Origin of the sequence: Deferribacter thermophilus (assembly GCF_049472675.1) — a bacterium.
Taxonomy (GTDB): Bacteria; Chrysiogenota; Deferribacteres; order Deferribacterales; family Deferribacteraceae; genus Deferribacter; species Deferribacter thermophilus.
In genome coordinates this window covers 104052-126608 of the sequence record NZ_JAPNXM010000006.1, presented here as the reverse complement: position 1 = coordinate 126608, position 22557 = coordinate 104052, and the positions used below count along the sequence as shown (strand labels likewise).

The following is a 22557-nucleotide window of genomic DNA, read 5'->3' as shown; positions in this document are numbered from 1 at the left end:
ACTCCTCCTGCAAAAAAGAAAAGCCGCTTTGAAGCGGCCTTTCGGTTTATTCTACCACAAACAATTTATCACCTATCTTAACTGTACTTTCGTTGGGGTCTTCACTTGCTTCAACAAAAATCTCTGTAATTACCCCCTTTTTGGGTGACTTAATTTCATTTTCCATCTTCATTGCAACTAATATCATTACGGTTTCACCTTCTTCAACTTCATCTCCTACATTCTTTAAGCATTTCCAGATATATCCAGGCATTTGTGCTTCTATAACCTGACGCCCTTCCAATGCCGCAGATGCTCTCATCTTCATAAAGCGTTTCATTTCATCCAACACTTCAATATTATAGTTATCACCATCTACGATTACTTCAAAATTATTCCCTTTTTCACTTATCTCCACAGCATAAGATTTTCCATCAATTATAAGTGAATATATCGCTTCGTTAATTTGAGCAAAATCCACATTATATTTTTTACCATCTATTTCAACTTCGTAAATAAAAGGCTCTTTCTCTTCTAAGTCTACCTTTATTTCTTCTTCTCTACCTTCAACCGTAACATAATAATCCCTTTTTACTGGCATGATAACCTCCTAAGCTAACCTGTTACAAATATTGTAAAGCTTACCCGATCTCTTCCAGTTTGATTCACCAACATCTGGACGAGTAATAGCTCTTTCAGCTGCAATTTTTTCAGACAGCAACTGTTTTATCGCAGCTGCAATAACTGGTACAGAAACATCTTCATTTTCTTTTCGCTTTAAATCCTCAAAATCGAATTTATTGTCTATAAATCCTGTATCATAGTTGCCAGATAAAAATGTTTCGTTTTTCAAAACTCTTAAGTGAAATGGTATAGAGGTTTTTATCCCTGCAATTTTGTACTCACTAAGAGCTCGTCTCATATTTCTTATAGCGTATTCTCTATCTTTTCCTATTGTACAAAGTTTTGCAATCATTGGGTCATAGTATAAAGGCACTTCATACCCCTGATATGCACCACTATCTACTCTTACATTTGGACCACCTGGCTCTTCATACACTGTGATAAGACCAGGTGATGGAGCAAAATTATTGGTAGGATCTTCAGCATAAATCCTGCATTCTATAGCATGCCCTCTTCTGATAATTTCATCCTGTTTATAAAGAAGCTCTTTTCCTTCAGCTACTCTAATCATCTGGTTAACAAGATCTACACCTGTTATTAGCTCAGTAACTGGATGCTCCACCTGCAACCTTGTGTTCATTTCAAGAAAATAAAAATTTTGGTCAGCACCAACAATAAATTCTAATGTACCAGCACTATAATATCCAAGCTTTTTAACAGCTTTCACAGCTACTTCATACATTTTAGCCCTTGTCTCATCATTTATAAATGGAGATGGAGCTTCTTCAATAACCTTTTGATGTCTCCTTTGTATAGAACACTCTCTTTCAAAGAAATGAAGAGCATTACCATGCATGTCACCCATAACCTGTATTTCCACATGATGAGGTTGAACAATATATTTTTCTATATAAACTTCGCTGCTTCCAAAAGCATTTAAAGCCTCTGACTGTGCAGTTCTAAAAGCTGATTCTAAATCTTCTGGTTTTTCAACCAATCTCATCCCTTTTCCGCCACCACCATGAACTGCCTTAAGCATTATTGGATAACCGATTTCATCTGCCACTTTTTTAGCTTCTTCCAAATCTTTTACTGGGTCTTTTGTCCCTGGGACTACAGGCACACCAGCTTCTTGCATCGCTTTTCTAGCACCAGTTTTACTACCCATAAGCTCGATATGCTCAGGCGATGGTCCAATAAAAATTATCCCTTCATCAGCACACGCTCTAGCAAAATCAGCATTTTCTGCATAAAATCCGTATCCAGGATGGATCGCAGCTCCTGTTTTTTTGGCAATATCTATTATTCTATCCATCTTTAAATAGGAAGTATCAGCTGGACTATCTGTGATACAATAAGCTTCATCAGCATACCTTACATGAGGAGCTTTTCTATCAGCATGTGTATAAATTGCTACAGTGCCAATCCCCATTTTTCTACAAGTTCTAAAAACTCTAATTGCAATTTCACCTCTATTTGCAACTAATACTTTTTTTATCTCAGGCATAGTTTTCCTCCATAATTTTAAAGTGGTATATTACCATGTTTTTTAGGTGGATTTGACTGTCTTTTGTTTGCCAACAATTCGAATGCCTGAATAACCTTTGGTCTAGTATTTTCTGGAATAATAACTTCATCAATAAATCCTAATTCAGCAGCTCTATATGGATTTGCAAAAGTTTTTCTATATTCTTCTACTAATCTCTTCTTCATTGCATCTGGGTCATCAGCTTTTGCAACCTCTTTAGCAAAAAGTATCTGTACAGCACCATCTGGACCCATAACTGCAATTTCAGCAGTTGGATAAGCAAAGTTTATATCCCCTCTAACATGTTTAGAACTCAAAACATCATAGGCTCCACCATAAGCCTTCCTTGTAATTACAGTAACTTTAGGAACAGTAGCTTCGCAATAAGCATACAGCAATTTAGCACCATGCTTAATAATACCACCATACTCTTGAGCTGTCCCAGGCATAAAGCCAGGTACATCAACAAATGTTAATAATGGTATATTAAAAGCATCACAAAATCTTACAAATCTCGCACCTTTTAATGATGCATCTATATCAAGTGCTCCAGCTAAAACAGCTGGTTGATTTGCAACAATACCTACAGTTTTACCATTTAATCTTGCAAAGCCAACTATTAAATTTTTTGCATAATGCTGATGGATTTCAAAAAAGTTACCATCATCAACTATTAATTTTATAACATCATACATATCGTAAGGTTTGTTAGGATCTGTAGGTATTATCTCGTTTAATTTTTTCTCAATTCTGTTTGGATCATCTTTACAAGGAACAACAGGTGGATCTTCCATATTATTAGATGGAAGATAGCTCAATAATTCTCTTATTCTCATCAAGCACTCTTCATCATTTTCAGCTGCATAATGTGCCACACCACTCTTGGTATTATGTGTCATTGCACCACCAAGTTCTTCTTTAGTAACCACTTCATTTGTCACAGTTTTTACAACTTCTGGACCAGTGATAAACATATAGCTAGTTTCTTTAACCATAAAAATAAAGTCTGTTAACGCTGGGGAATAAACTGCCCCACCTGCACAAGGTCCCATTATTGCACTTATTTGTGGTATTACGCCTGAAGCAAGTGTATTTCTCAAGAATATATCAGCGTATCCAGCCAAAGAAAGAACACCTTCTTGAATCCTTGCACCACCAGAGTCATTTAATCCGATAACAGGTGCGCCAACCTCCATTGCAAGATCCATAATCTTGCAAATCTTTTTAGCAAACATTTCAGAAAGCGACCCACCAAATACAGTGAAATCTTGTGAAAAAACAAATACTGTTCTACCATTTATTTTACCGTAACCAGTTACTACCCCATCACCCAAAATTTTATTCTTTTCCATACCAAAATAATTACACCTATGAACAACAAACTTGTCTAACTCTACAAATGTCCCTTTGTCCAATAACTTATCGATTCTTTCTCTTGCAGTAAGCTTACCTTTTTCATGCTGTTTTGCAATTCGATCTGGGCCACCGCCCAATTCAGCTTTGCGATTTAATTCCTGAAGCTCTTTAATTTTATCTTCCATAAAACTCCCCCTGTGTTTATTATTACAATAATAAAACATAATTTTTATTTTAAGTCAATATAAAAATATTTACGATGACTTGTTAAATATTTATCTTGAAATAAATGAAAATTATATGCTTTATCAATCAAATACTTTTTTAATTTTAATAATGTTCACATTATTAATGTTTTACTAAATGTAAACTGTATAAAACCTCTTTTAGGTTTTTTAATGCTTTTTTTACATCCCACATCTGTTTTTCCCTATTACCACAATAATTTGAAATCGCTCTAATCTGATAAGCATTAACATTAAATTTTTTACATACCAGCCCAAAAGCTGCTCCTTCCATAGATTCAATAGATGCATTTGTTTTCTTATGATAAAGTTCACTTAATTTGTCATCACCAGATATCAAAGAAACAGTATTAGCATTAACAACTTTTAATGAATTAAAAATTAAAAAAGTTGTTTTATTATCCTTACAAACTGGAAAGTTGATTTCGTTAGTCATTTTAATTGTATTATTATGAAATAATGCTTCATCAACAAAATAATCCTCTTTAATAGATACCACATCCCCTACTTTCAAACCAGTGTCTTTATATGCACCAGCAATACCTGCTAATAAAATCTTATTGAATCTAATATTTAAATTTAAAAGATAAGTAATCGTTATTGCAGTATTTATTTTACCAATACCACTAATAACAACTAATAAATCGTCACTTAAGGCATATTTTAATATGCTATTATATTCGATTAGTTGATATTCAAAAAGATAATTATATTCATTAACAGTTGGGATAACAATGATATTTTTGACTTCTATATCTTTTAAATTCCTTTTCATCAGCAATTACTTATTAATTTATTCCAACCAAAAGACCGCTTTACAGCTTCTTTCCAAATAGAGTACCCTTTAATGTAGTACCCATCCCTATCATTTTGTCTAAAAACTGAATCTAAAGCTCTAAACTTTAATATATCATCTTTATTCCAAACTCCTGATATAATACCTGCCAAACCTGCAGCACCAAATGCTGTGGATTCTTTAATAGATGGTTTTTCTACAGGTATACCTAACATATCAGCCTGTATTTGCATCAATAATCTGTTTTCTGATGCACCTCCATCTACAGAAAGCGTTTTAAAATCAATCTCTGTATCCTTTTTTAATTCTTCATAAATATCTTTTACTTGATAAGCTATTGCTTCAAGTGCAGCTCTAGCCAAATGCTCTTTTTTTGTACCTCTTGTAATACCAATAATAATACCTCTCGCAGAATGATCCCAGTAAGGTGCACCTAACCCACTAAAAGCAGGTACTATAAAAACCCCTTCAGAACTATCCACTTCTGCTGCAAGCCTTTCAATATCAGAACTTTTTTCTATCAGATTTAGATTATCCCTTATCCACTGAACGAGTGATCCACCTATAAAGACACTTCCTTCCAAAGCATACTCAATATCATCATCTATCTTCCATGCAATCGTTGAAATGAGACTTTCGCTTTGATAAATATTGTTTTTAGTGGATGTCATCAAAAATAAACCTGTCCCATAAGTATTTTTTATTAATCCTTCCCTCCAGCCTCCATGAGCAAAAAGAGCAGATTGTTGATCACCAATCACAGCAGTTATCGGTATTTCACACCCAAAAAATTTTTTATCGACAACTCCAAAAAAATCACCTGATGGTTTTACTTCTGGCAAAATATTTTCTGGGATACCAAATAATTTTAACAATTCACTGTCATACTCTAATTTGTTAATATTAAAAAACATAGTTCTTGAAGCATTTGTAATATCTGTCAAATGAGCATTATTTGATGTCAAATTATAAAGCAACCAACTATCGACAGTACCAAATAAAGCATCACCTTTATCAATAGCTTTTTTTACATTTTCAACATTTTCATACAACCATATTACCTTTGTAGCACTAAAATATGGATCTAAAAACAACCCTGTTTTTTCTTTAATCATTTTTTTATTTTCTACTAATCTATCACAAATTTCTGAAGATCTTCTACATTGCCAAACTACTGCATTATATAAAGGCTCTCCACTATTTTTATCCCAAATTATTGTTGTCTCTCTTTGATTTGTAATCCCAATAGATATAATGTTTTCTGAACCAACCTTATCAATAACATCTTTTAACACTTTCAAGGCACTATTAAGTATATCAAAAGGGGCTTGCTCTACCCACCCACTTTTAGGGAATATTTGTGGAAATTCTGTGTAAGAATAAGCTGCAATATTACCTTCCAAATCAAATGCAATAGCTTTATTCCCTGTAGTACCAGAATCTAATGCTAAAACATATTTTTTCATAGTACACCTCTTTTTCAAACTACTAAATAATTCAAATTAATTATAACATCAAACAAAAAAGATTGCCATTTACAATAATTAGAAGTAAAAAATCTAACATGAATTTTGAAAGGTTATACTTACCCCATTCTACAAAATGTTTTGTTTGCGGTATTGATAATGAAATCGGTTTAAAACATATATTTTATGTGGAAAACAATACTGTTTGCTCAGATATTTTAATCCCAGATGGGTATAACGGCTTTAAAGGGATCGTTCATGGTGGGATAGCTTCTGCATTACTTGATGAAACTCTTGGTTGGTGTGCTTATGTTTTTAGCAGTGCCAAAAATCTCTGTTTTACAAGAATGTTACAGATAAAATTTAAAAAGTCACTTCATATTAAAGAAAACTATAGGATAATTACTGAATTTGTTGAAGAAAAAAGAGGACTCTATACCGTCAAAGGGTATATATTAGATAAAAATAATATAAAATATATCGAAGCTGATGGTCATTTTGTTGAAATTTCTGATGAAAAGATGAAAGAAACAATTAAATATCTTCTATTTGACAAAAATAAAAAATATTTTCCAAAAATAATTACCCGTATCAAAGAATTGACGGCAAGAGATTAACTATAAAAAATACAAGCAGCACATTTATTGTTGAATAAATATAATTCAAGCGATTAATTTTACTATATGCAAACACTGCAAGTGATAAGTACCATCCAATATGTAATGCGTAAAAAATACTTAAAAAACTTATTGGAATAATAAAACTAACTATTGCAAAAATATCAATGCTTTCATAAGCCATAAAAACTCTCAAAAATGCTAAAAAACCAAATTTTTTATTTGGAGATAAAAAATAAAGAAACCCTATAAAAAACAGGGTTAAAAGAACTGTTTCTATGATATGACCAATTGAATATGATACTTTACCATCTAACCCCCTTACAGGTAATGAAATCATAAAAAGAAAAATTGTGATTAAATTAAAAGTGTGTTTATTATTCAGCAGCAAAAAAAGAAGCCCTTTCTCATCAAAAAAAGAAGCTTTAAAAGACAATTTTATAGTTTGTAATAATGTAGGGAATCCAGCTTTTACTTTTTTACCATTCATCAGTAATGAAGACATCCTATTGCACCATTAAATTGTGCATTTTTTACAACTTCAATTTTATCGTTAACTAACTTTTCTAAAAAATATATTACCCCTTTTAGTTTAGCCACTCCACCTGATGCAAAATATCTATCATTTTTAAATCTTTTTAACATAGGATATATCCGTTTTGCAATTGACTCATTAATTCCGGCAGCAATTTCTGAAATTTTATACCCTTCTGCTATTTTACCCACAATCTCTGATTCACTAAAAATTGCACAGGTGCTATTCAATTTAATCGGTTTTTTGGTTTCGTTTGCTAATTCTTCTAATGTTATCCCCAAGATATTTGCACTGTTTTCTAAAAATCTTCCTGTACTTGCAGCACATTTATCATTCATTACAAAATCTTCTATATATCCATTTTTCACATATATTACCTTAGAATCCTGCCCCCCTATATCAATAAGGGTAAAGTTTTCATAATTCATTTGAATAAGAGCACCTTTGTAATGAGCTTTTATCTCGGATATTATATTTGCATTTTTAAAAGCAAGAACATTCCTTCCATAACCCGTAGCAGTAATATCTACATCATCTTCATTCAAAAATGCTTTCATATCCACATAGATATTTTGTTCTTTTTTAAACACATATTTTTTATAAAATTCTATTGTATCAATTTTTTTTAGAATAAATTCATCATCTCCACTTTGTATTGCTACTTTTACAAAACGACTTCCTAAATCAATACCAACTTTCATCCTTTTTTACCCTGCAACATCTCTATAAAAGATTCAAGCCTGATTTTTGTCCTAGCATCAATCCCTTCAGGGTCATTCCCTTCGATAGTAATAACAGGGATATCCAACTCTTTTTTAATAACAACATCCTGAATCTGTCTATAACAAAATGATTGGACATAATGTATAATACCGTCTATCTCCCTTTTCTTAATCTGCTTCTTTATATCTTCTAATCTAAATTTAATATCATAAGGGTATGTGTATCTTGCAAAACGCTCAACATAATCAAACTCAATATAAGGGATAGAAAATTGTCTTTGAACCTCATTAAATACCACCTGACAATCCCTTTCTTCTATAAATTGATAAATATCAGTAAAAATAGTTGGCACACCGATAAAACCAAGTCTAACCTTTTTATTTAAAGACCTTCTATTTTTTATCTCATCCAAAAATTTATCTAATTCTTTTTCATAACTAACATAATCAGAATTAAAATCAGTAGAAGTGACCAACCACAAGTGATTTTCAAATCCTGAAACAAAACCTTCTATCGTGTATTCATCAAGCCTAATAAGTTTCTCTCTTATTTTATCAATTCTATCTATTGTATTTTTTACATCATTCCACTCAACATTTAATTCTATCATCAAATTATTTATCTGATTTTTTAAAAAATTTACCTTATCTTTTTCACCATAAGGGTAAGCAAAAGGAATAACATTCTTTGATTTAGACCTAAAAATCTCCATTAATGCATGGGTATTCGAACAATCCCCTTCAATAACACCTATTACTGTGTCAATATCGTTTTCAAGCACTGCAGTATAAATCCCCTTTATCCAGCTGCAAGTATTTCTAGGAAGGCCATCCTCCTCAGCCTTTTCTATATACCTATATGGGGATCTACTTGTTATAAATATATTGTTTAAATCTATAGGCACTTTTTCGGCTGCAAAAATTATATCTACAGGTATTGTGGTGGTAAAACCGACTTTTTTCACGATAAAGAAAACTCAATATATCTTTTTATCTCTTTATGTAACCCTTTTCTGTTTTGGAAAAGGATATTGTTATTTTCAAAAAATGCATCCATTTCATGAAAATCAACTATTGCAAACTCTGTCCCATCATCAAGGGATACTTTATAAACTTTTGTAAAATCATTAAATTTCAATACAGTACCATTCATCTTTTTCCTTCTTTTTAAAAATAATACCTCAATTTTCAAATCATCAATTATATTAAACTTAACATCTTCAAACCTCATATCATCAAAAACAGCCATCCATTTCTCCATATTTACCCCTTGATTACACATAATGGTCTTAATTTAGCCACCTTTTTTGCTATGCCCAGATAATCTACAATTTCCACTACTTTAGATACATCTTTGTAAGCATCTGGCATCTCTTCTTTTAAAGTTTTTTTACCTCTGCTAATGACTATAATACCCTCACTTTTTAGCTCGTTTGCAATATTTCTATTTTGTGCCATTTTGATAGCCTTATGTCTACTTAGCACTCTCCCTGCACCATGGCAAGCAGAGTTAAAACTTCTTTCTGGAGCTTTATTCCCACCTACTAAAATATACGAGTATCTCCCCATATCACCAGGGATAATAACAGGTTGTCCAGTTTTTCTGTAGTGTTCAGGTAGCAAGTCAGAACCTTTAGGTAGAGATCTGGTAGCACCTTTTCTGTGAACTGCTAACAATTTTTCTTCCCCATCAACTTCAAACTTTTCAAATTTTACAATATTATGAGCTACATCATACAAAAGAGATGGATTTAAAGATTTAACTTTTACTTTAAGTATTTCAGCTAATGCTTTGATAGCTATTGATTGTAATATTTGTCTATTAGCCCAAGCAAAATTAGCGGCACAACTTAAAGCTGCTAAATATTCCTGCCCTTCAGGGGATAAAACAGGTGCACAAGCTAACTGTTTATCAGGAACATCTATTTGATACTTTTTTAGTGCTCTTTCGAAAATGTCAAGAAAATCACTGCATATTTGGTGACCAAGCCCCCTTGAGCCTGAATGTATTAATAGCGTTAATTGCCCTTTAAATAGCCCCCAATTTTTAGCAACATCATCTAAAAAAATCTCTTCTATATAACCAATCTCTAAAAAATGATTACCACTACCAAGGGTTCCTAATTGATCATAACCTCTTTCATAAGCTTTATTGGAAACCACATCAGGTCCTGCATCATCCAGTTTTCCGTAAGATTCTGTATTCAACAAATCAGCTTCCGTTCCAAACCCTTCTTCAACAGCCCAATATGCCCCTTTTTTTAAAACATTCTTCAATTCTTTTTTCTTTAGCTTAATATTGCCACCTTCCCCAACTCCACAAGGGATATTTCTATATAAATGTTTAGCAATATCTTCTAAATCACTTATTACTTCATCCTTGTTTATATCAAATTTAATTAATCTAACACCACAATTAATATCGAACCCTACTCCACCAGGAGTAATCACACCTTCATTTATATCAGTAGCTACAACACCACCTATAGGCAAACCATACCCATAATGAATATCAGGCATTGCAATTGATGCCTTTTTTATTCCTGGAAGTGTTGCAGAGTTCACAACCTGTTGAGCAGAACCTTCATTGAGTATATCAACAAGCATACTATTATCAGCATAAATGATACCAGGAACATTCATCCCTATTTTTTCATCTTTTTCAATTTCAAAGATATATTTGTCTTTCTGTTTGATTTTCATACTGGCTAATTTAAATATTTTTTATAATTTTGCAATCAAATTTAAAATTATTCTTGATTTATCTACTTAGTAATATAATATTTTCTTGATGGTATTTAGAAAATTTATGCAAATCGTTGCCTTTTTATTTTTAGTTGTTTTATTTAGTTATCTCATTTTCAAAGGTGCTTCAAACACAGGCTATAACTGGCAATGGTTCAGAGTAAAACGGCTATTTTTTGAAATAAATGAAGGTAAATTTATCTTTGGTCCATTATTAAAAGGGTTGTTTGTTACTTTTCAAATATCATTCTTTTCATTTATATTGACAAATATTTTTGGATTTATTTTCGGAATTTTTAGAACATTAAACTCATTTTCAGCAAGATTAATAGGTTATCTCTATGTGGAAATTTTTAGAAATACACCACTATTAATACAAATACTTTTCTTTTATTTTGTAATTGCACCTGTGTTTAATATCTCAGCTTTCTGGTCAGCTGTAATTGCAATAAGCATGTTTGAAGGTGCCTATGCATGTGAAATAATTAGAGCTGGAATAGAAAATGTGGATAAAGGGCAATGGGAAGCATCATTTAGTCTTGGGTTGAACACCTTTAAAACATTTATATACATAATACTACCACAAGCCGTAAAAACGATAATTTATCCACTTATCAATATTTTTGTTTCCCTTATTAAAGACTCTGCACTTGTTAGTGTTATTGCTATCTATGATTTAACCATGCAAGCGCAAAAAGCAATTTCAGAGACATTCATGACTTTTGAGATTTGGATAATAGTCGCCTTTACATATTTGATTATAAATATTATAATAACATTAATAATTAAGATTTTTCATAAAAAAACATTGAGAGGTGAAAAATGAAAATTTTGAAAAAAATAGTATTTTTACTGCTTTTTTTAACAGTTTTTACAAATTTATATGCTAATGAAAGTACATTAGATAAGGTTTTGAAAAAAGGTGTATTAAAAGTAGGTATGTCAACATTTGTTCCTTGGGCAATGTACGATAAAAATGGAAATTTGATAGGATTTGAAATAGATGTAGCAAAGAGATTAGCAAAAGATATGGGAGTTAAAGTGGAGTTTGTCCCTACAAAATGGTCAGGTATAATCCCTGCTCTTTTAACTGGTAAATTTGATATTATTATTGGAGGTATGAGTATAACTCCACAAAGGGCTCTAAAAGTAAATTTTTCAATCCCTTATGATTACTCAGGGATGTCCATAGTTGCTAACAAATTTAAAGCGAAGGGTTGGAATAAGCTATCAGATTTTAATAAAAAAGATGTCATAATAGCGGTAAGAATCGGCACCACAGCAGAAGTCGCTACCAAAAGATTTTTCCCTAATGCAAAGATAAAACTTTTTGATGACGAATCACAAGCAATTCAAGAACTGCTCTTAGGCAGAGCCCATGCAGTAGTAGCTTCTGCTCCAATGCCAGCATTTCAAGCAATAGAGCATCCAGATAAGCTTTATTTACCAATCAATGATACTTTTACAAAAGAACCAATAGGTTTTGCTGTTAAAAAAGGTGATTATGACTTTTTAAACTTTTTAAACAGTTGGATTAGATATGTTGATGCTGAAGGGTTTTTAAAAGAGAGAAAACAATACTGGTTTTATACAAGAGATTGGGAAAAACTAATAAAATAGATATTAATATTTTAAAAATAATGAGATTGCTACCCCTCATTATTCAATTATAAATTAAATATGAAAAGAGAATTGCTGGGTAGCAATCTCAAATTTAAAATTTTTATAGGTTTACATAAAAAAGTTTACTTATGAAAAGAGATATAAAATTCACTAAACTCGATTTAATAATCTTGAGCATTTTTTTTATATCAGTCTATTACTTTTTCTATAAAATAAATAACAGCATGCACTACAACTGGAAATGGGGACAAATTTTTCAATATTTTTTTAAAGAAATAAATGGAAAAATTGTTCCAAATGTTATTATGATAGGAGTTATAAACACTTTAAAAATAAGTATTTATTCTATAATAGTATCCACTTTTATCGGATTTGTTTTTGGTATTATGAAAGCATCTAAAAATACTTTTTTTAGACTAATATCGATTAGCTATGTTGAAATTATTAGAAATATCCCATCAATCGTCGTAATATTTGTCGTTTATTTTTTCCTTGGTGATATATTTATTAAAATATTCAACATTGAGCAGATATTAGATTTTTTTTACAACAAATACCCAGACTTTTTTAATTTAATGTTGGTGGAAAGAGGCAGGGCTTCTGTATTTATTATAGGGATTTTAGCATTATCGTTATATGAAAGTGCATATATTTCTGAAATAGTAAAAGGTGCAATCCTGGCTATAAAGAAAGAGCAAATAGATTCTGCTAAAAGTCTTGGGATGAACAAATGGCAAAGATTAAGATATATTATTTTGCCTCAAGCGATGCCCCTTATTATTCCACCTTTAACAGGACAGATGGTTTCAACTATTAAAGATTCTGCAATACTTTCTGTAATTTCAATTCCAGAGCTTACTTTTCAGGGGATGGAATTAATGGCATCCACCTATCTTATTTTTGAAATTTGGATTATAATTACAGTAATTTATTTAGTTATTAATACTATATTATCTCACTTCTCTTCAATTTTAGAGAATAAAATGGCTATAAAATAAATCGAAGGTATTGCACAATAATAATTACTTATATATCTTAGATTGCTTCGCTAACGCTCGCAATGACAAATTTCCCTGTCATTGCGAGGCAACAAAAGTTGCCGAAGCAATCTCATTATTATTATAATTATCAACATATTAGTCTATTGTGCAACATCCTCAAATAATTATTCTCTAGTTTTTAGATAATTCGCATAAATAGCATTGGCACAAATTGTAAGAAATTTTACCATATCACTATCACTTCTTGAAGTTATCACAATTGGAGCCTTTGCACCCACAACAATATTTGCAACATCGGCACCCATTGTCATTGCCCAGGATTTATATAAAAAATTTCCCGCTTCTATATGAGGAACCACCAAAACATCAGCATTTCCAGCTACTGAATTATCTTTTAACCCTTTCTTTATAGCAGCCTCCTCATAAAGTGCTAAATCATAAGACAAAGGGCCATAGACATCGACATTTGCAGGCCATTCTAACTCTGATAATTTTTTCTCAAGAATTGTTGAAGGGATTTTTTCTGTAGGGATTTCATTTGCATCAAGAAGAGCAACATTTACCTTCCTCATCCCCAGTGCAAAAGCTACATCTATAGCATTATTTACAATATCTTTTGCAAGGTTTAAATCACCTTCTGGAAAAAGCTCAGGGTTAATTGCAGGATCAGTGAGCAAAATAAACTTTTCTCTATCAAAAAGTTCAAAAATACTGACAAGGCTAATTCTTCTGCCAGTTGGTATCCCGTATTCTTTGTTTAAGACCTCTTTTAGCATTATGGCAGTATTTATATTCCCCTTCATTAAGTAATCAGCTTTATTCTCTTTAATCAATTCCACAGCTCTTTTTGCATATATTTGATAATAGTTTGAAAGACTGCTATCTATATGTTCAAAATCATAATGATTTGAAAAGGTTAAAAGTTTTGCATATTTATCTTGTAAATTATTTTTGTCACCTACTAAAAATGCTTTATCTATCAAACCTTCAATAATAGCTTTATTTAAGGCCTCAATTGACGAATCATCAGGATTAATCAATGCTATATTCTGTTTACCGATAGCTTTAGCAGCATTTATCAAATCTTTCATTTTCTTGCCTTTAGTTTTAAAGAGCATAGTATCTCCGTAATAAATTGTGGCAAAAATGCGTGATTTATCAGTGAGAGATTCAATTTTATGTCTTTGTGATGAATCAAAATAGATAGTATCACCCACATTAAGAGTATATTCTTTCCCCTCTATCGTAAGCTTTATCTTCCCTTCGATAAGATAAATGAATTCCTCTCCATTATGTACACTTTCATCTATTTCAAGCGGTTTAGTTTTATAGATATCAACCAAAAAAGGCTCTACAGCCTTATTAGAAAATTTTGGTGCAAGGTTTTCATAAACAAGGTATTCTTTCCTCCTTATTACTACACGCTCTTCTGGAGTTGTCTTTACCACCTTTTTTTCATCCTCATCAATACCATAAAGAAGCCTCGAAACACTTACATTTAAAAATGATGAAATTTGCAAAAGCTGCGACACTGAAGGTTGAACTTCACCATCTAAAATCATTCCTAATTCTTTTTCATTAATTTTCAATAAAGATAATATATCGTCTACATCAACCTTTTTTTCTTTAAGAATAGATTTTATGTTTGCACCAGTGTTTATAAATTTATTCGTAAATCTTTGCATCTTCTTCCCCTTTCAAAACTCTAATTGCTCCATTGACTAAAGCTTCTATTTCATATTCACCTGGAACAATAAATATTTTATCTAAAAATTTTAAATACTCTTTTATTTTGCTCATAAAAAACTCACTTTTTGCAAGACCACCTGTTATGACCAAAGCATCGACTAATCCACAAGCTGCAGCATAAAGAGAGCCAATCTCTTTTACTATGTTATAAACAAAAGCTTCTACTACAGTTTTTACATAATTATCAGTATTATACAATTTTTCTACATCTTTCATATTTTTAGTTTTTAGAAGTGAAAAAATCCCCGATTCTTTACTAATTATTCTCTTTAATTGCGAAAATGATATATTATTTTTTTCCATAAAATCAATTAATCCATCGATAGGTAAGCCACCTGCCCTTTCCACGGCAAATGGGCCATCACCATCAAGACCGTTATTTACATCTACTACCTTACCATTTTTATGAAGTCCAATCGTAATCCCACCACCAAGATGAGCCACAATCAAAGTGGATTCCTCATATTTTTTACCAAGCTCATTTATTGCAATTCTTCGAGCCACTTCTTTGTGATTTAGAGCATGGAATTTACTTTTTCTTAAAATATCTTTAATGCCCGTAATTTTAGCAATCTCCCACATTTCATCAATAACAGGAGGATCAACAATATAAGCTTTGCAGTCATAAATTTTAGCAAATCTCATAGCAAGAATTCCACCAAGATTTGCAGGATGTTCACCATTCACACCACACTTTAAATCATTAAGTATTTTATCATTTACCTGATAAACTCCACCTTCAATCGGCTTTAAAAGACCACCTCTAGCAACAACTGCGTCAAATTTTAGATTATACAGATTATTTTCAACCAAAAAATGTTTAATATTATTAAACCTTACAACTTCCTGGTCAATCACTCTAACAATTTTTATAAATTCTTCATCTAAATGTTCTATATTATATTTCATTAACTTATCATTTGAGAATATACCGATTTTCGTGCTTGTAGAACCTGGATCAATAGCAAGAATATTCATAAAAACTCCTCAGTATTTTTAATATTACTTAACACAAATTACAAAAATTTACAAATTTATTTTTATGGGGAAGTAATAATTATTGAACGATTTAATTATATCGTTTTCATCATTAGATAAATTTTGGAAATCTTTTTAACTTTTATCTATATTCAAAATATCTTTAATCTGGTTAACTAATTCCTCAAATTTGAAAGGTTTCTTTAGAAATGGATATTTAAAATCATTCAACAAATATCCAGATATAACAATCAAATTTTTACAAAAACTTTCTAACATTTCTAAAAACTTACTTGATTTTACACCAGGTAAAGAATAATCAGAAATAATCAGATCGTAGCGTTTCTCCTTTAAAAGATTAAGAGCTTCATCAGCACTCAAGGCACAATCCACTTCTAATCCAAGCTGTTTTAAATAAATAGATAGAGATTCAAGGATAAACTCCTCATCATCTATTAGCAAAATTTTATACCCTTTTAAAATATTATCATGTGAACTGCTTTCAAGTTTAGATTCTTTACTGCTATCTAACATCTCTTTTGCAGATGGCAAAAGTATGTAAAAAGTTGTACCTTTGTTCTCCTCTGATTCAAATGTTATGTATCCATCATTGTTTTTAACCAGACCATACACCTGAGCAAGCCCAAGCCCATTCCCATGCTCTTTGGTGGTAAAATAGGGGTCAAATATTTTATCTTTTATATCATCTGAAATTCCACTGCCTGTATCAGAAACCGATATTAAAATATATTGACCATTTTTTACGAGTCCAACTAAATTCTTAAAACTGTTATCCACAATTTCTATATTCGAAATCTGAATATTAATCTCCCCTTCTTTGTCACCGATTGCATCTTTGGCATTTACACATAAATTCATCAATATTCTATCCAAATGAACTGGATCAATTTCTATATTGTAAGTATCTTTATTATCATATTTAATATTTAAATGTATATTCTTTGGAAAAGTTTCTTTGAGCATTTTTATAAACTCTTTTAAGTATGGTACTAAATCAAATCTTTGTTTTTGCCCTTCAGATTTTCTTGCAAAATCAAGAAGCTGCTTGATAATATTTGCCGCTCTATCCACAAGCTTTTCTATATTTGTGAGTAGATTAATCTTGTTTTTATCAGATTCCATAGACTTTACAGCGTATGCCATTCCGCTGATACCTGTTAAAATATTATTAAAGTCGTGAGCAATACCTGCTGTAAGCTGTCCTATAGAAGCAAGTCGATCAACCTTTGAGATTTCTCTTTCATATTTTACAATATCAGTAATATCAATTAACAACAAAACCTTAAAAAAGTTTTCTTCAACTTTTATTTCTCGAAGAAAAACTTTGTAATGTTTATCATTAAGTTCAAACTTATCTTTTGATTTATTCAAAATAAACTCTAAATCCTTATCTGTAAAATTCTTTTTAAATAACACATTAGACAATACGATATCATCATTCTCATCCAAAACTACTACAGCCGAATTTAGATTATCCAATATCTCTTTTATGAACTGGTAATTTAACCTAACCTCTTCTATTAGTCTGTTATTTTCCTCTATAGCATCCTTTAATCTTTTCTTTTTGTTAATATACTCATAAACGATTTCTATGATTTTTAAAACAGCCTTAATTCTTTCTATAAAAATTTCCTGCAAATCACCTTTAAACATAACTAAAAGATAACCAAGATAAAACTTAAAAATATAGTACTTCTCATCACAATAAAAGTTGTTAACAAAATAGCTATCAGAATTTAAAAGCTCTTTTAAATCACTTATTTCTGACTCATAGACTTTATCTAAATAAAACTTATAACCATTTTTACCATAGGGTGAAACTAAAACAAATTTATTTGTTTTAAATACATTTTTTAAAACACCAAAAAAACTCTCATCACTTATATACTCCCATTCCATTTAACTCATCCAATAGTTCTAAAACCCTTTCAACATAGTAAGTAATCTCTTTTTTCTCTACAAAGAAACCTATGTTTTCAGTAATATCTTTTAAGTATGTTTCAAAATAAATTTTATCTTTATCATGTTTGTAAAAATTAATTGCATAAGCCCATACAGTCCTGTTTTTTATCTTAAATTTATAAAAAACTTCACTTTTATCATTTTTCTTTGCAATATCTATCATTTGTTCATAAATATCTTCAAAGTTATTAGCTAAAATCTCTTTAAATAGATTTTCAGAAAATAACTTCTCTTTAGAATCTATATATTTAAAAACTTCATCAGATACATCAGAAAGTAATATCTTTCCTTCTTTAATAAAACCTTTTACATAAATAAAACCTAAACTAGTTAGAACTTCTTTGACTTTTGAATCACCATACATCAATTCATCCTCTTAAATATAAAAAAATGAAAAAAATCTTTTTAATCGGTTAAAAACCAATTTTTTATAACTTTTATTGTATTTATAAATCACTAGCATACACTACAGTATAACTTATCTATTAAATTTTGCCAATTACATAACATGTTTTTAAAATATTCTAATATATTATTTAAATATTTACAAGATAAAAAGATGATTTTTTATATTTAATAAAATTATTTTTGCTCTTTAATTGGTAAAAATCGCCATCGATTTGGCACTCATCTAAACCTTTAATTTTAATAATATCAGAATAGATCTTGTCTCCTATAAAACCATTATGTAAAGCAATTGAAACAATATTTAGTAAAAGGTTTAATCTATTACCGTTTTTCAAATAAAAAATATTTAATTTATCCTTCATAAAATTTTTAGACAGATTAAAATTTCCAGCATATTTATTACTGACAGCAACAATCAAATGATTAGCTTCATACCTCTTCCCATTAGCAAAAAATTCAAATGAGTTGAATTTTTCATACAAAAATGTTTTCAATCCAGAATACACATAAGCAAACTTGCTAAACCTTTTTTTAAGGTTTAAATCCACATTCTTAACACTTAAGGCATCAAAACCAAAACCCGCCATTAGAGAAAAATATCTCTCTCCGACAATTCCCAATGGAATAGCATTAAAATTAGCAATATTCATTTTTTCAGCTGCTTTTAAAGGGTTTATAGGAATTTTATATTCTCTACAAAAAACATTACTAGTGCCAAAAGGTATTTTATAAAGAAGAATCCCCTTTGATTTATCTACTCTATTTTCAATTCCATTTATCACCTCATTTAACAAACCATCCCCACCAGCAGGAATAATTATATCGTAATTTTCTTTTTTTGCTATCTTTTCAGCATGGCCAGCATACTCTGTATAAACAACTTCAATTTTTCTCAATTTTCTATTTAATATATCAATACACTTTTTAAATTTATTTTTATCAAAACTTCCACTTACAGGATTTGCCAAAATAAGTGTTTTCAATACTTACTCCTTTTAATAAATGGGATTAACATAGAAACATCTTTTTTATACTTTATATATTCTTCACCAAATTTCCTTATTAATTTTCTCTCCTCATTAATTGCTCCAACAACTAAATATATTGTAAAAATAACACTCACTACCAAATCCTTGTAATACATAGGCCTAAACCATAACAAAATAATTGCAGTAAAATAATAAGGATGTCTGACAAATTTTAAAGCACCATTTTTTACAAATTTTTCTTCAGGTTTTACATCTCTAATACCATATTTGATAAAATTTTTAACCTGCTTTATCCCCAAAAATGAGCTGTTATCATAGGACTTTGAAGCATAATAACCAAATGCTAATGCTAATAAATCAATTAGATATAAAAAAGCTTTAACATATACTGGTGGATTGAAAAAATAAATTTTAGGTAGTTTTACATAAATTATCCATGCTGGTATTAATAAAACAGAAGAAATTAAAACATAAAAAAACCTATACCACCACTTGTAATAATACCTCTTCATCAAAACATCATCAGCCAAAACTGAATGTAATACAGAATATAAAATCAGATATATACTCAAACCAACCATTTGCTAAACAAAATCTTTTTCTGATACACCCAAAAAATCAACTATTACATCTATATATTTTGACATATCAAAACTATTCTCATTTACAAAAGCAGAAATATGTTTTTCTAAAACCTCATCATCTAACTCTTGAGCATATTTTTTTATAAAAGGGTAAACAAGTTGCATATTATTTTTAGAGTATAATATAGAATTCTTTATTATATTATTGATATTATTAGCCATATCTAATATTTCTCTTCTAACAACTATAGCACCCAAAGGTATTGGAGCACTATATTTTTTATCCCATTCCTCACCCAAATCTGATAGAAGATTTAAACCATAATTTTTATAAACAAATCTCCCTTCATGGATAAGTAAACCTGCATCAACATTATCATCTAAAATCGCAGGAATTATTTTATCAAATCGAAGTTGAATAAAATCAAAGTTATCCCCATAAAATCTTTTAAAAATATTAAAAGCCGTCGTATTAAAGCCAGGAACAGCTATTTTTTTACCATATAGCTCATTTATATTATAGTAATTTTTTGATACAACAACAGGCCCATAGCCAAAACTGAGAGCTCCGCCACTTTTTAATACAGTATATTTATCAATGATTTTTGGTAAGACACCGTAAGACACTTTGACAATATCAGGTATCCCTGCTATAGCAAGATTATTTAAAACTTCTACATCATCAAGTAGTGTCTTAAAATTATAAGGGTGTTCAATAAAATTTAAAATCATTGGAGAAAAAATAAATGTATCATTGGGACAGGTTGAAATGGCAAGTATTAAATCTTTTTTCATCCTCCACCCACTGGTGAAAAGAATGTTACTGTATCGTTATCACTAACTTCTGTTTCTAAATCTGCATCTTTCCCATTGACAAGAATTATTTTGATATCATCAAGTGGAATATTATAAAAATCCACAATATCTTTGACTTTTACACTTTCCCCCTTATTATCAAAAAAAGTCTCAAATTTGCCATCTTTTGAAATATATTTAGTCAAATCAGCAAATGCCTTTACTTTAATCATAAAATAACCTCACTAATTACCTGGAACTGATGTAGGTATCCTACCCAAAAGATATTTTAAGTCTTCATCGAGGAATATAATTCCACCACCAATAAATCCACTTTTTGTATCGTCATTTAGAAAATCATCATAACCCACATTTAAAAATAGGTTTTTTGTCAGATTATATTGAAGTTTTGCCTTTAAATGAGGATTTCTATCAGTATCACTATCTGAAAAATCGTAGGCATCCAAACTCAGCTGTAACCTTTCGTCTTTAAAAGGGAAATAATCTGCTCCTACACCGAACTCTGATTCCATAATACCAATCCTTAAATCAAGCTGATCGTAAAAACGCTGCACATATTGAGCTATAAAGGTTAAGGAATCTTTTGTCCTTGATGTTTTCACTTCTCTATAGCTTGTACCAGCACCAGTTCCCCCATCAATATAATAAGGCACATTCCCAGAATAGTTATAATCAGTAACTGTCGTTGTAGATTTACCCTGATCGCTTGTGGCCAAACCTAATAAATAGTATTTATTTTTTCTAGGCTGAATTTTTAGCTTAAAATACCCCTTTGACTCTCCAGTATCCCACATCTTTTCACCACTAAAAGAAAGATAAAACTTAAATCTGTCAAAGGTAGTAACAAGATTTTTTAATCCTTTAATAGTATCTTTTACATCTTTAGCCGTTTCATTATCATTAATCAGTGTACCAACTGTCCCTTTACCTTTATTTATTTTGTCTGTTATATCGTTTAGATTATCAACTGTTTTTTCCAATTTTGCTGTAACAACCTTAATATTTGAAATCGTTTCTCTTAAATCACCCTTAGAATCATCTACTAAATTATCGATATTTGTTGTTATACTATTAATCTTTTGAGCAATTTGAGGAGTTTGGTTTTTCAATGTTTCAGAAACCTCTTTTAAGTTTGCTATCAACTGATTAACATTCTCTTGATTTGCCTCTGTAACATTTTTTATTGAAACAGTAATAGCCTCTATATTTTTTACTATCTGATTTATCCTTTTTTGATTATCTTCTAACATCTGCCTGATATACTCTGTGGAATACCTGATATTTTGCAAAGTCATCTTCATATCAGCTTTTCCGTTATCTGATGCAATCACCTCTTTTAAAGAAGCAGTTATAGCTTTTATATCATCAGCAATCTCAGAAAACTTGTTTTGGAGCTCATCAAAATCAGCACTTGATTTATATTTTCTTATTTCACTTCCTGAGGCAAGATAACCCTCAGTTTCTTTCCCTACAGTCTGGAGCTCTAAATATTTTTCTCCAAGAAATCCACTTGATCTAACAACAGCTGCTACATTGGAAGGAAGTTTATACTGCTTATCGATTAATAAAACTACTTCTACATGGTTTTCTTTTAATCTAATATCTTTAACTTTACCTACCTCTACCCCTCTATATTTGACAAAAGAATCCTTTACTAAACCACTTGCATCACTTAAATATGCAATAATTTCGTATCCATCACTTTTACCAAAATTGATATTCTCAACCTTTGTAGTCATGTATCCTAATAGTAATAAACCAATCACCACAAAAATCCCAACCTTTGCTTCAAGTGAAAAGCGCATTTATATCC

General features: G+C 30.4%; 23 protein-coding genes. 4 read left to right on the top strand and 19 right to left on the bottom strand.

Going from position 1 to position 22557, the window contains the following annotated elements:
• Positions 1–46 precede the first annotated feature (46 nt).
• The 5 genes from OWM07_RS07370 to glpK form a co-directional block, all read right to left on the bottom strand.
• Positions 47–580: a biotin/lipoyl-containing protein gene (locus OWM07_RS07370; RefSeq protein WP_423303037.1), complete on the bottom strand. Its 534-nt coding sequence runs from the start codon at positions 578–580 to the stop codon at positions 47–49.
• Between the two features lie 9 nt (positions 581–589).
• The gene (accC, locus tag OWM07_RS07365) at positions 590–2110 is read right to left on the bottom strand and encodes an acetyl-CoA carboxylase biotin carboxylase subunit (RefSeq protein ID WP_423303036.1); all 1521 of its coding nucleotides are present in this window, start codon (positions 2108–2110) and stop codon (positions 590–592) included.
• Between the two features lie 17 nt (positions 2111–2127).
• Positions 2128–3672 (bottom strand): acyl-CoA carboxylase subunit beta, encoded by a 1545-nt coding sequence (locus tag OWM07_RS07360; RefSeq protein WP_423303035.1) that lies wholly within the window; start codon positions 3670–3672, stop codon positions 2128–2130.
• A 163-nt stretch (positions 3673–3835) separates the two neighbouring features.
• Entirely contained in the window at positions 3836–4507 is a 672-nt protein-coding gene (locus OWM07_RS07355) for a phosphorylase family protein (protein ID WP_423303034.1), read from the bottom strand.
• Positions 4507–5994, bottom strand: a complete 1488-nt coding sequence (glpK, locus tag OWM07_RS07350; protein WP_423303033.1) for a glycerol kinase GlpK — start codon at positions 5992–5994, stop codon at positions 4507–4509. The genes OWM07_RS07355 and glpK overlap by 1 nt, the downstream gene beginning before the upstream one ends.
• Positions 5995–6092: 98 nt before the next feature.
• Here glpK and OWM07_RS07345 point away from each other — a divergent pair, with 98 nt between their 5' ends.
• Positions 6093–6611, top strand: a complete 519-nt coding sequence (locus OWM07_RS07345) for a hotdog fold domain-containing protein (RefSeq protein ID WP_423303032.1) — start codon at positions 6093–6095, stop codon at positions 6609–6611.
• Here OWM07_RS07345 and OWM07_RS07340 read toward each other — a convergent pair.
• From OWM07_RS07340 to OWM07_RS07320, 5 genes are read right to left on the bottom strand one after another with little or no spacing between them, the layout of a single operon-like run.
• On the bottom strand, positions 6586–7116 hold the full coding sequence (locus OWM07_RS07340; RefSeq protein WP_423303031.1) for a hypothetical protein: 531 nt from the start codon (positions 7114–7116) through the stop codon (positions 6586–6588). The genes OWM07_RS07345 and OWM07_RS07340 overlap by 26 nt on opposite strands.
• On the bottom strand, positions 7101–7847 hold the full coding sequence (locus OWM07_RS07335; protein WP_423303030.1) for an acyl-CoA dehydratase activase: 747 nt from the start codon (positions 7845–7847) through the stop codon (positions 7101–7103). The genes OWM07_RS07340 and OWM07_RS07335 overlap by 16 nt, the downstream gene beginning before the upstream one ends.
• A complete protein-coding gene (locus OWM07_RS07330; RefSeq protein ID WP_423303029.1) occupies positions 7844–8833 on the bottom strand; it encodes a 2-hydroxyacyl-CoA dehydratase family protein in 990 nt (329 codons plus the stop codon). The genes OWM07_RS07335 and OWM07_RS07330 overlap by 4 nt, the downstream gene beginning before the upstream one ends.
• A complete protein-coding gene (locus OWM07_RS07325) occupies positions 8830–9129 on the bottom strand; it encodes a hypothetical protein (protein ID WP_423303028.1) in 300 nt (99 codons plus the stop codon). The genes OWM07_RS07330 and OWM07_RS07325 overlap by 4 nt, the downstream gene beginning before the upstream one ends.
• Before the next feature lie 2 nt (positions 9130–9131).
• A complete protein-coding gene (locus OWM07_RS07320) occupies positions 9132–10571 on the bottom strand; it encodes an RtcB family protein (RefSeq protein WP_423303027.1) in 1440 nt (479 codons plus the stop codon).
• Positions 10572–10659: 88 nt separating this feature from the next.
• On the opposite strand from OWM07_RS07320, the gene OWM07_RS07315 reads away from it, so the two are divergent.
• From OWM07_RS07315 to OWM07_RS07305, 3 genes are all read left to right on the top strand, one after another.
• Positions 10660–11439, top strand: a complete 780-nt coding sequence (locus tag OWM07_RS07315; protein WP_423303026.1) for an amino acid ABC transporter permease — start codon at positions 10660–10662, stop codon at positions 11437–11439.
• A complete protein-coding gene (locus OWM07_RS07310) occupies positions 11436–12233 on the top strand; it encodes a transporter substrate-binding domain-containing protein (protein ID WP_423303025.1) in 798 nt (265 codons plus the stop codon). Before OWM07_RS07315 ends, OWM07_RS07310 begins: the two co-directional genes overlap by 4 nt.
• 131 nt (positions 12234–12364) lie before the next feature.
• Entirely contained in the window at positions 12365–13234 is an 870-nt protein-coding gene (locus OWM07_RS07305; protein WP_423303024.1) for an amino acid ABC transporter permease, read from the top strand.
• 167 nt (positions 13235–13401) lie between these two features.
• On the opposite strand, the gene OWM07_RS07300 is transcribed toward OWM07_RS07305, so the two are convergent.
• The 9 genes from OWM07_RS07300 to OWM07_RS07260 form a co-directional block, all read right to left on the bottom strand.
• Entirely contained in the window at positions 13402–14922 is a 1521-nt protein-coding gene (locus OWM07_RS07300; protein ID WP_423303023.1) for a phosphate acyltransferase, read from the bottom strand.
• Positions 14903–15964, bottom strand: a complete 1062-nt coding sequence (buk, locus tag OWM07_RS07295; protein ID WP_423303022.1) for a butyrate kinase — start codon at positions 15962–15964, stop codon at positions 14903–14905. The genes OWM07_RS07300 and buk overlap by 20 nt, the downstream gene beginning before the upstream one ends.
• A gap of 135 nt (positions 15965–16099) precedes the next feature.
• Entirely contained in the window at positions 16100–17884 is a 1785-nt protein-coding gene (locus tag OWM07_RS07290; RefSeq protein ID WP_423303021.1) for an ATP-binding protein, read from the bottom strand.
• Positions 17862–18311: a hypothetical protein gene (locus tag OWM07_RS07285; RefSeq protein ID WP_423303020.1), complete on the bottom strand. Its 450-nt coding sequence runs from the start codon at positions 18309–18311 to the stop codon at positions 17862–17864. Before OWM07_RS07285 ends, OWM07_RS07290 begins: the two co-directional genes overlap by 23 nt.
• 172 nt (positions 18312–18483) lie before the next feature.
• Positions 18484–19338 carry a diacylglycerol/lipid kinase family protein gene (locus OWM07_RS07280; protein ID WP_423303019.1) on the bottom strand — a complete coding sequence of 285 codons (855 nt, stop codon included), beginning with the start codon at positions 19336–19338 and terminating at the stop codon, positions 18484–18486.
• A complete protein-coding gene (locus OWM07_RS07275) occupies positions 19335–19925 on the bottom strand; it encodes a methyltransferase family protein (protein ID WP_423303018.1) in 591 nt (196 codons plus the stop codon). The genes OWM07_RS07280 and OWM07_RS07275 overlap by 4 nt, the downstream gene beginning before the upstream one ends.
• Positions 19926–19928: 3 nt before the next feature.
• Positions 19929–20723, bottom strand: a complete 795-nt coding sequence (locus OWM07_RS07270; protein ID WP_423303017.1) for a 1,4-dihydroxy-6-naphtoate synthase — start codon at positions 20721–20723, stop codon at positions 19929–19931.
• Positions 20720–20956: a MoaD/ThiS family protein gene (locus tag OWM07_RS07265; protein WP_423303016.1), complete on the bottom strand. Its 237-nt coding sequence runs from the start codon at positions 20954–20956 to the stop codon at positions 20720–20722. The genes OWM07_RS07270 and OWM07_RS07265 overlap by 4 nt, the downstream gene beginning before the upstream one ends.
• A gap of 12 nt (positions 20957–20968) precedes the next feature.
• A complete protein-coding gene (locus OWM07_RS07260) occupies positions 20969–22549 on the bottom strand; it encodes an MlaD family protein (protein ID WP_423303015.1) in 1581 nt (526 codons plus the stop codon).
• Between the last annotated feature and the right edge of the window lie 8 nt (positions 22550–22557).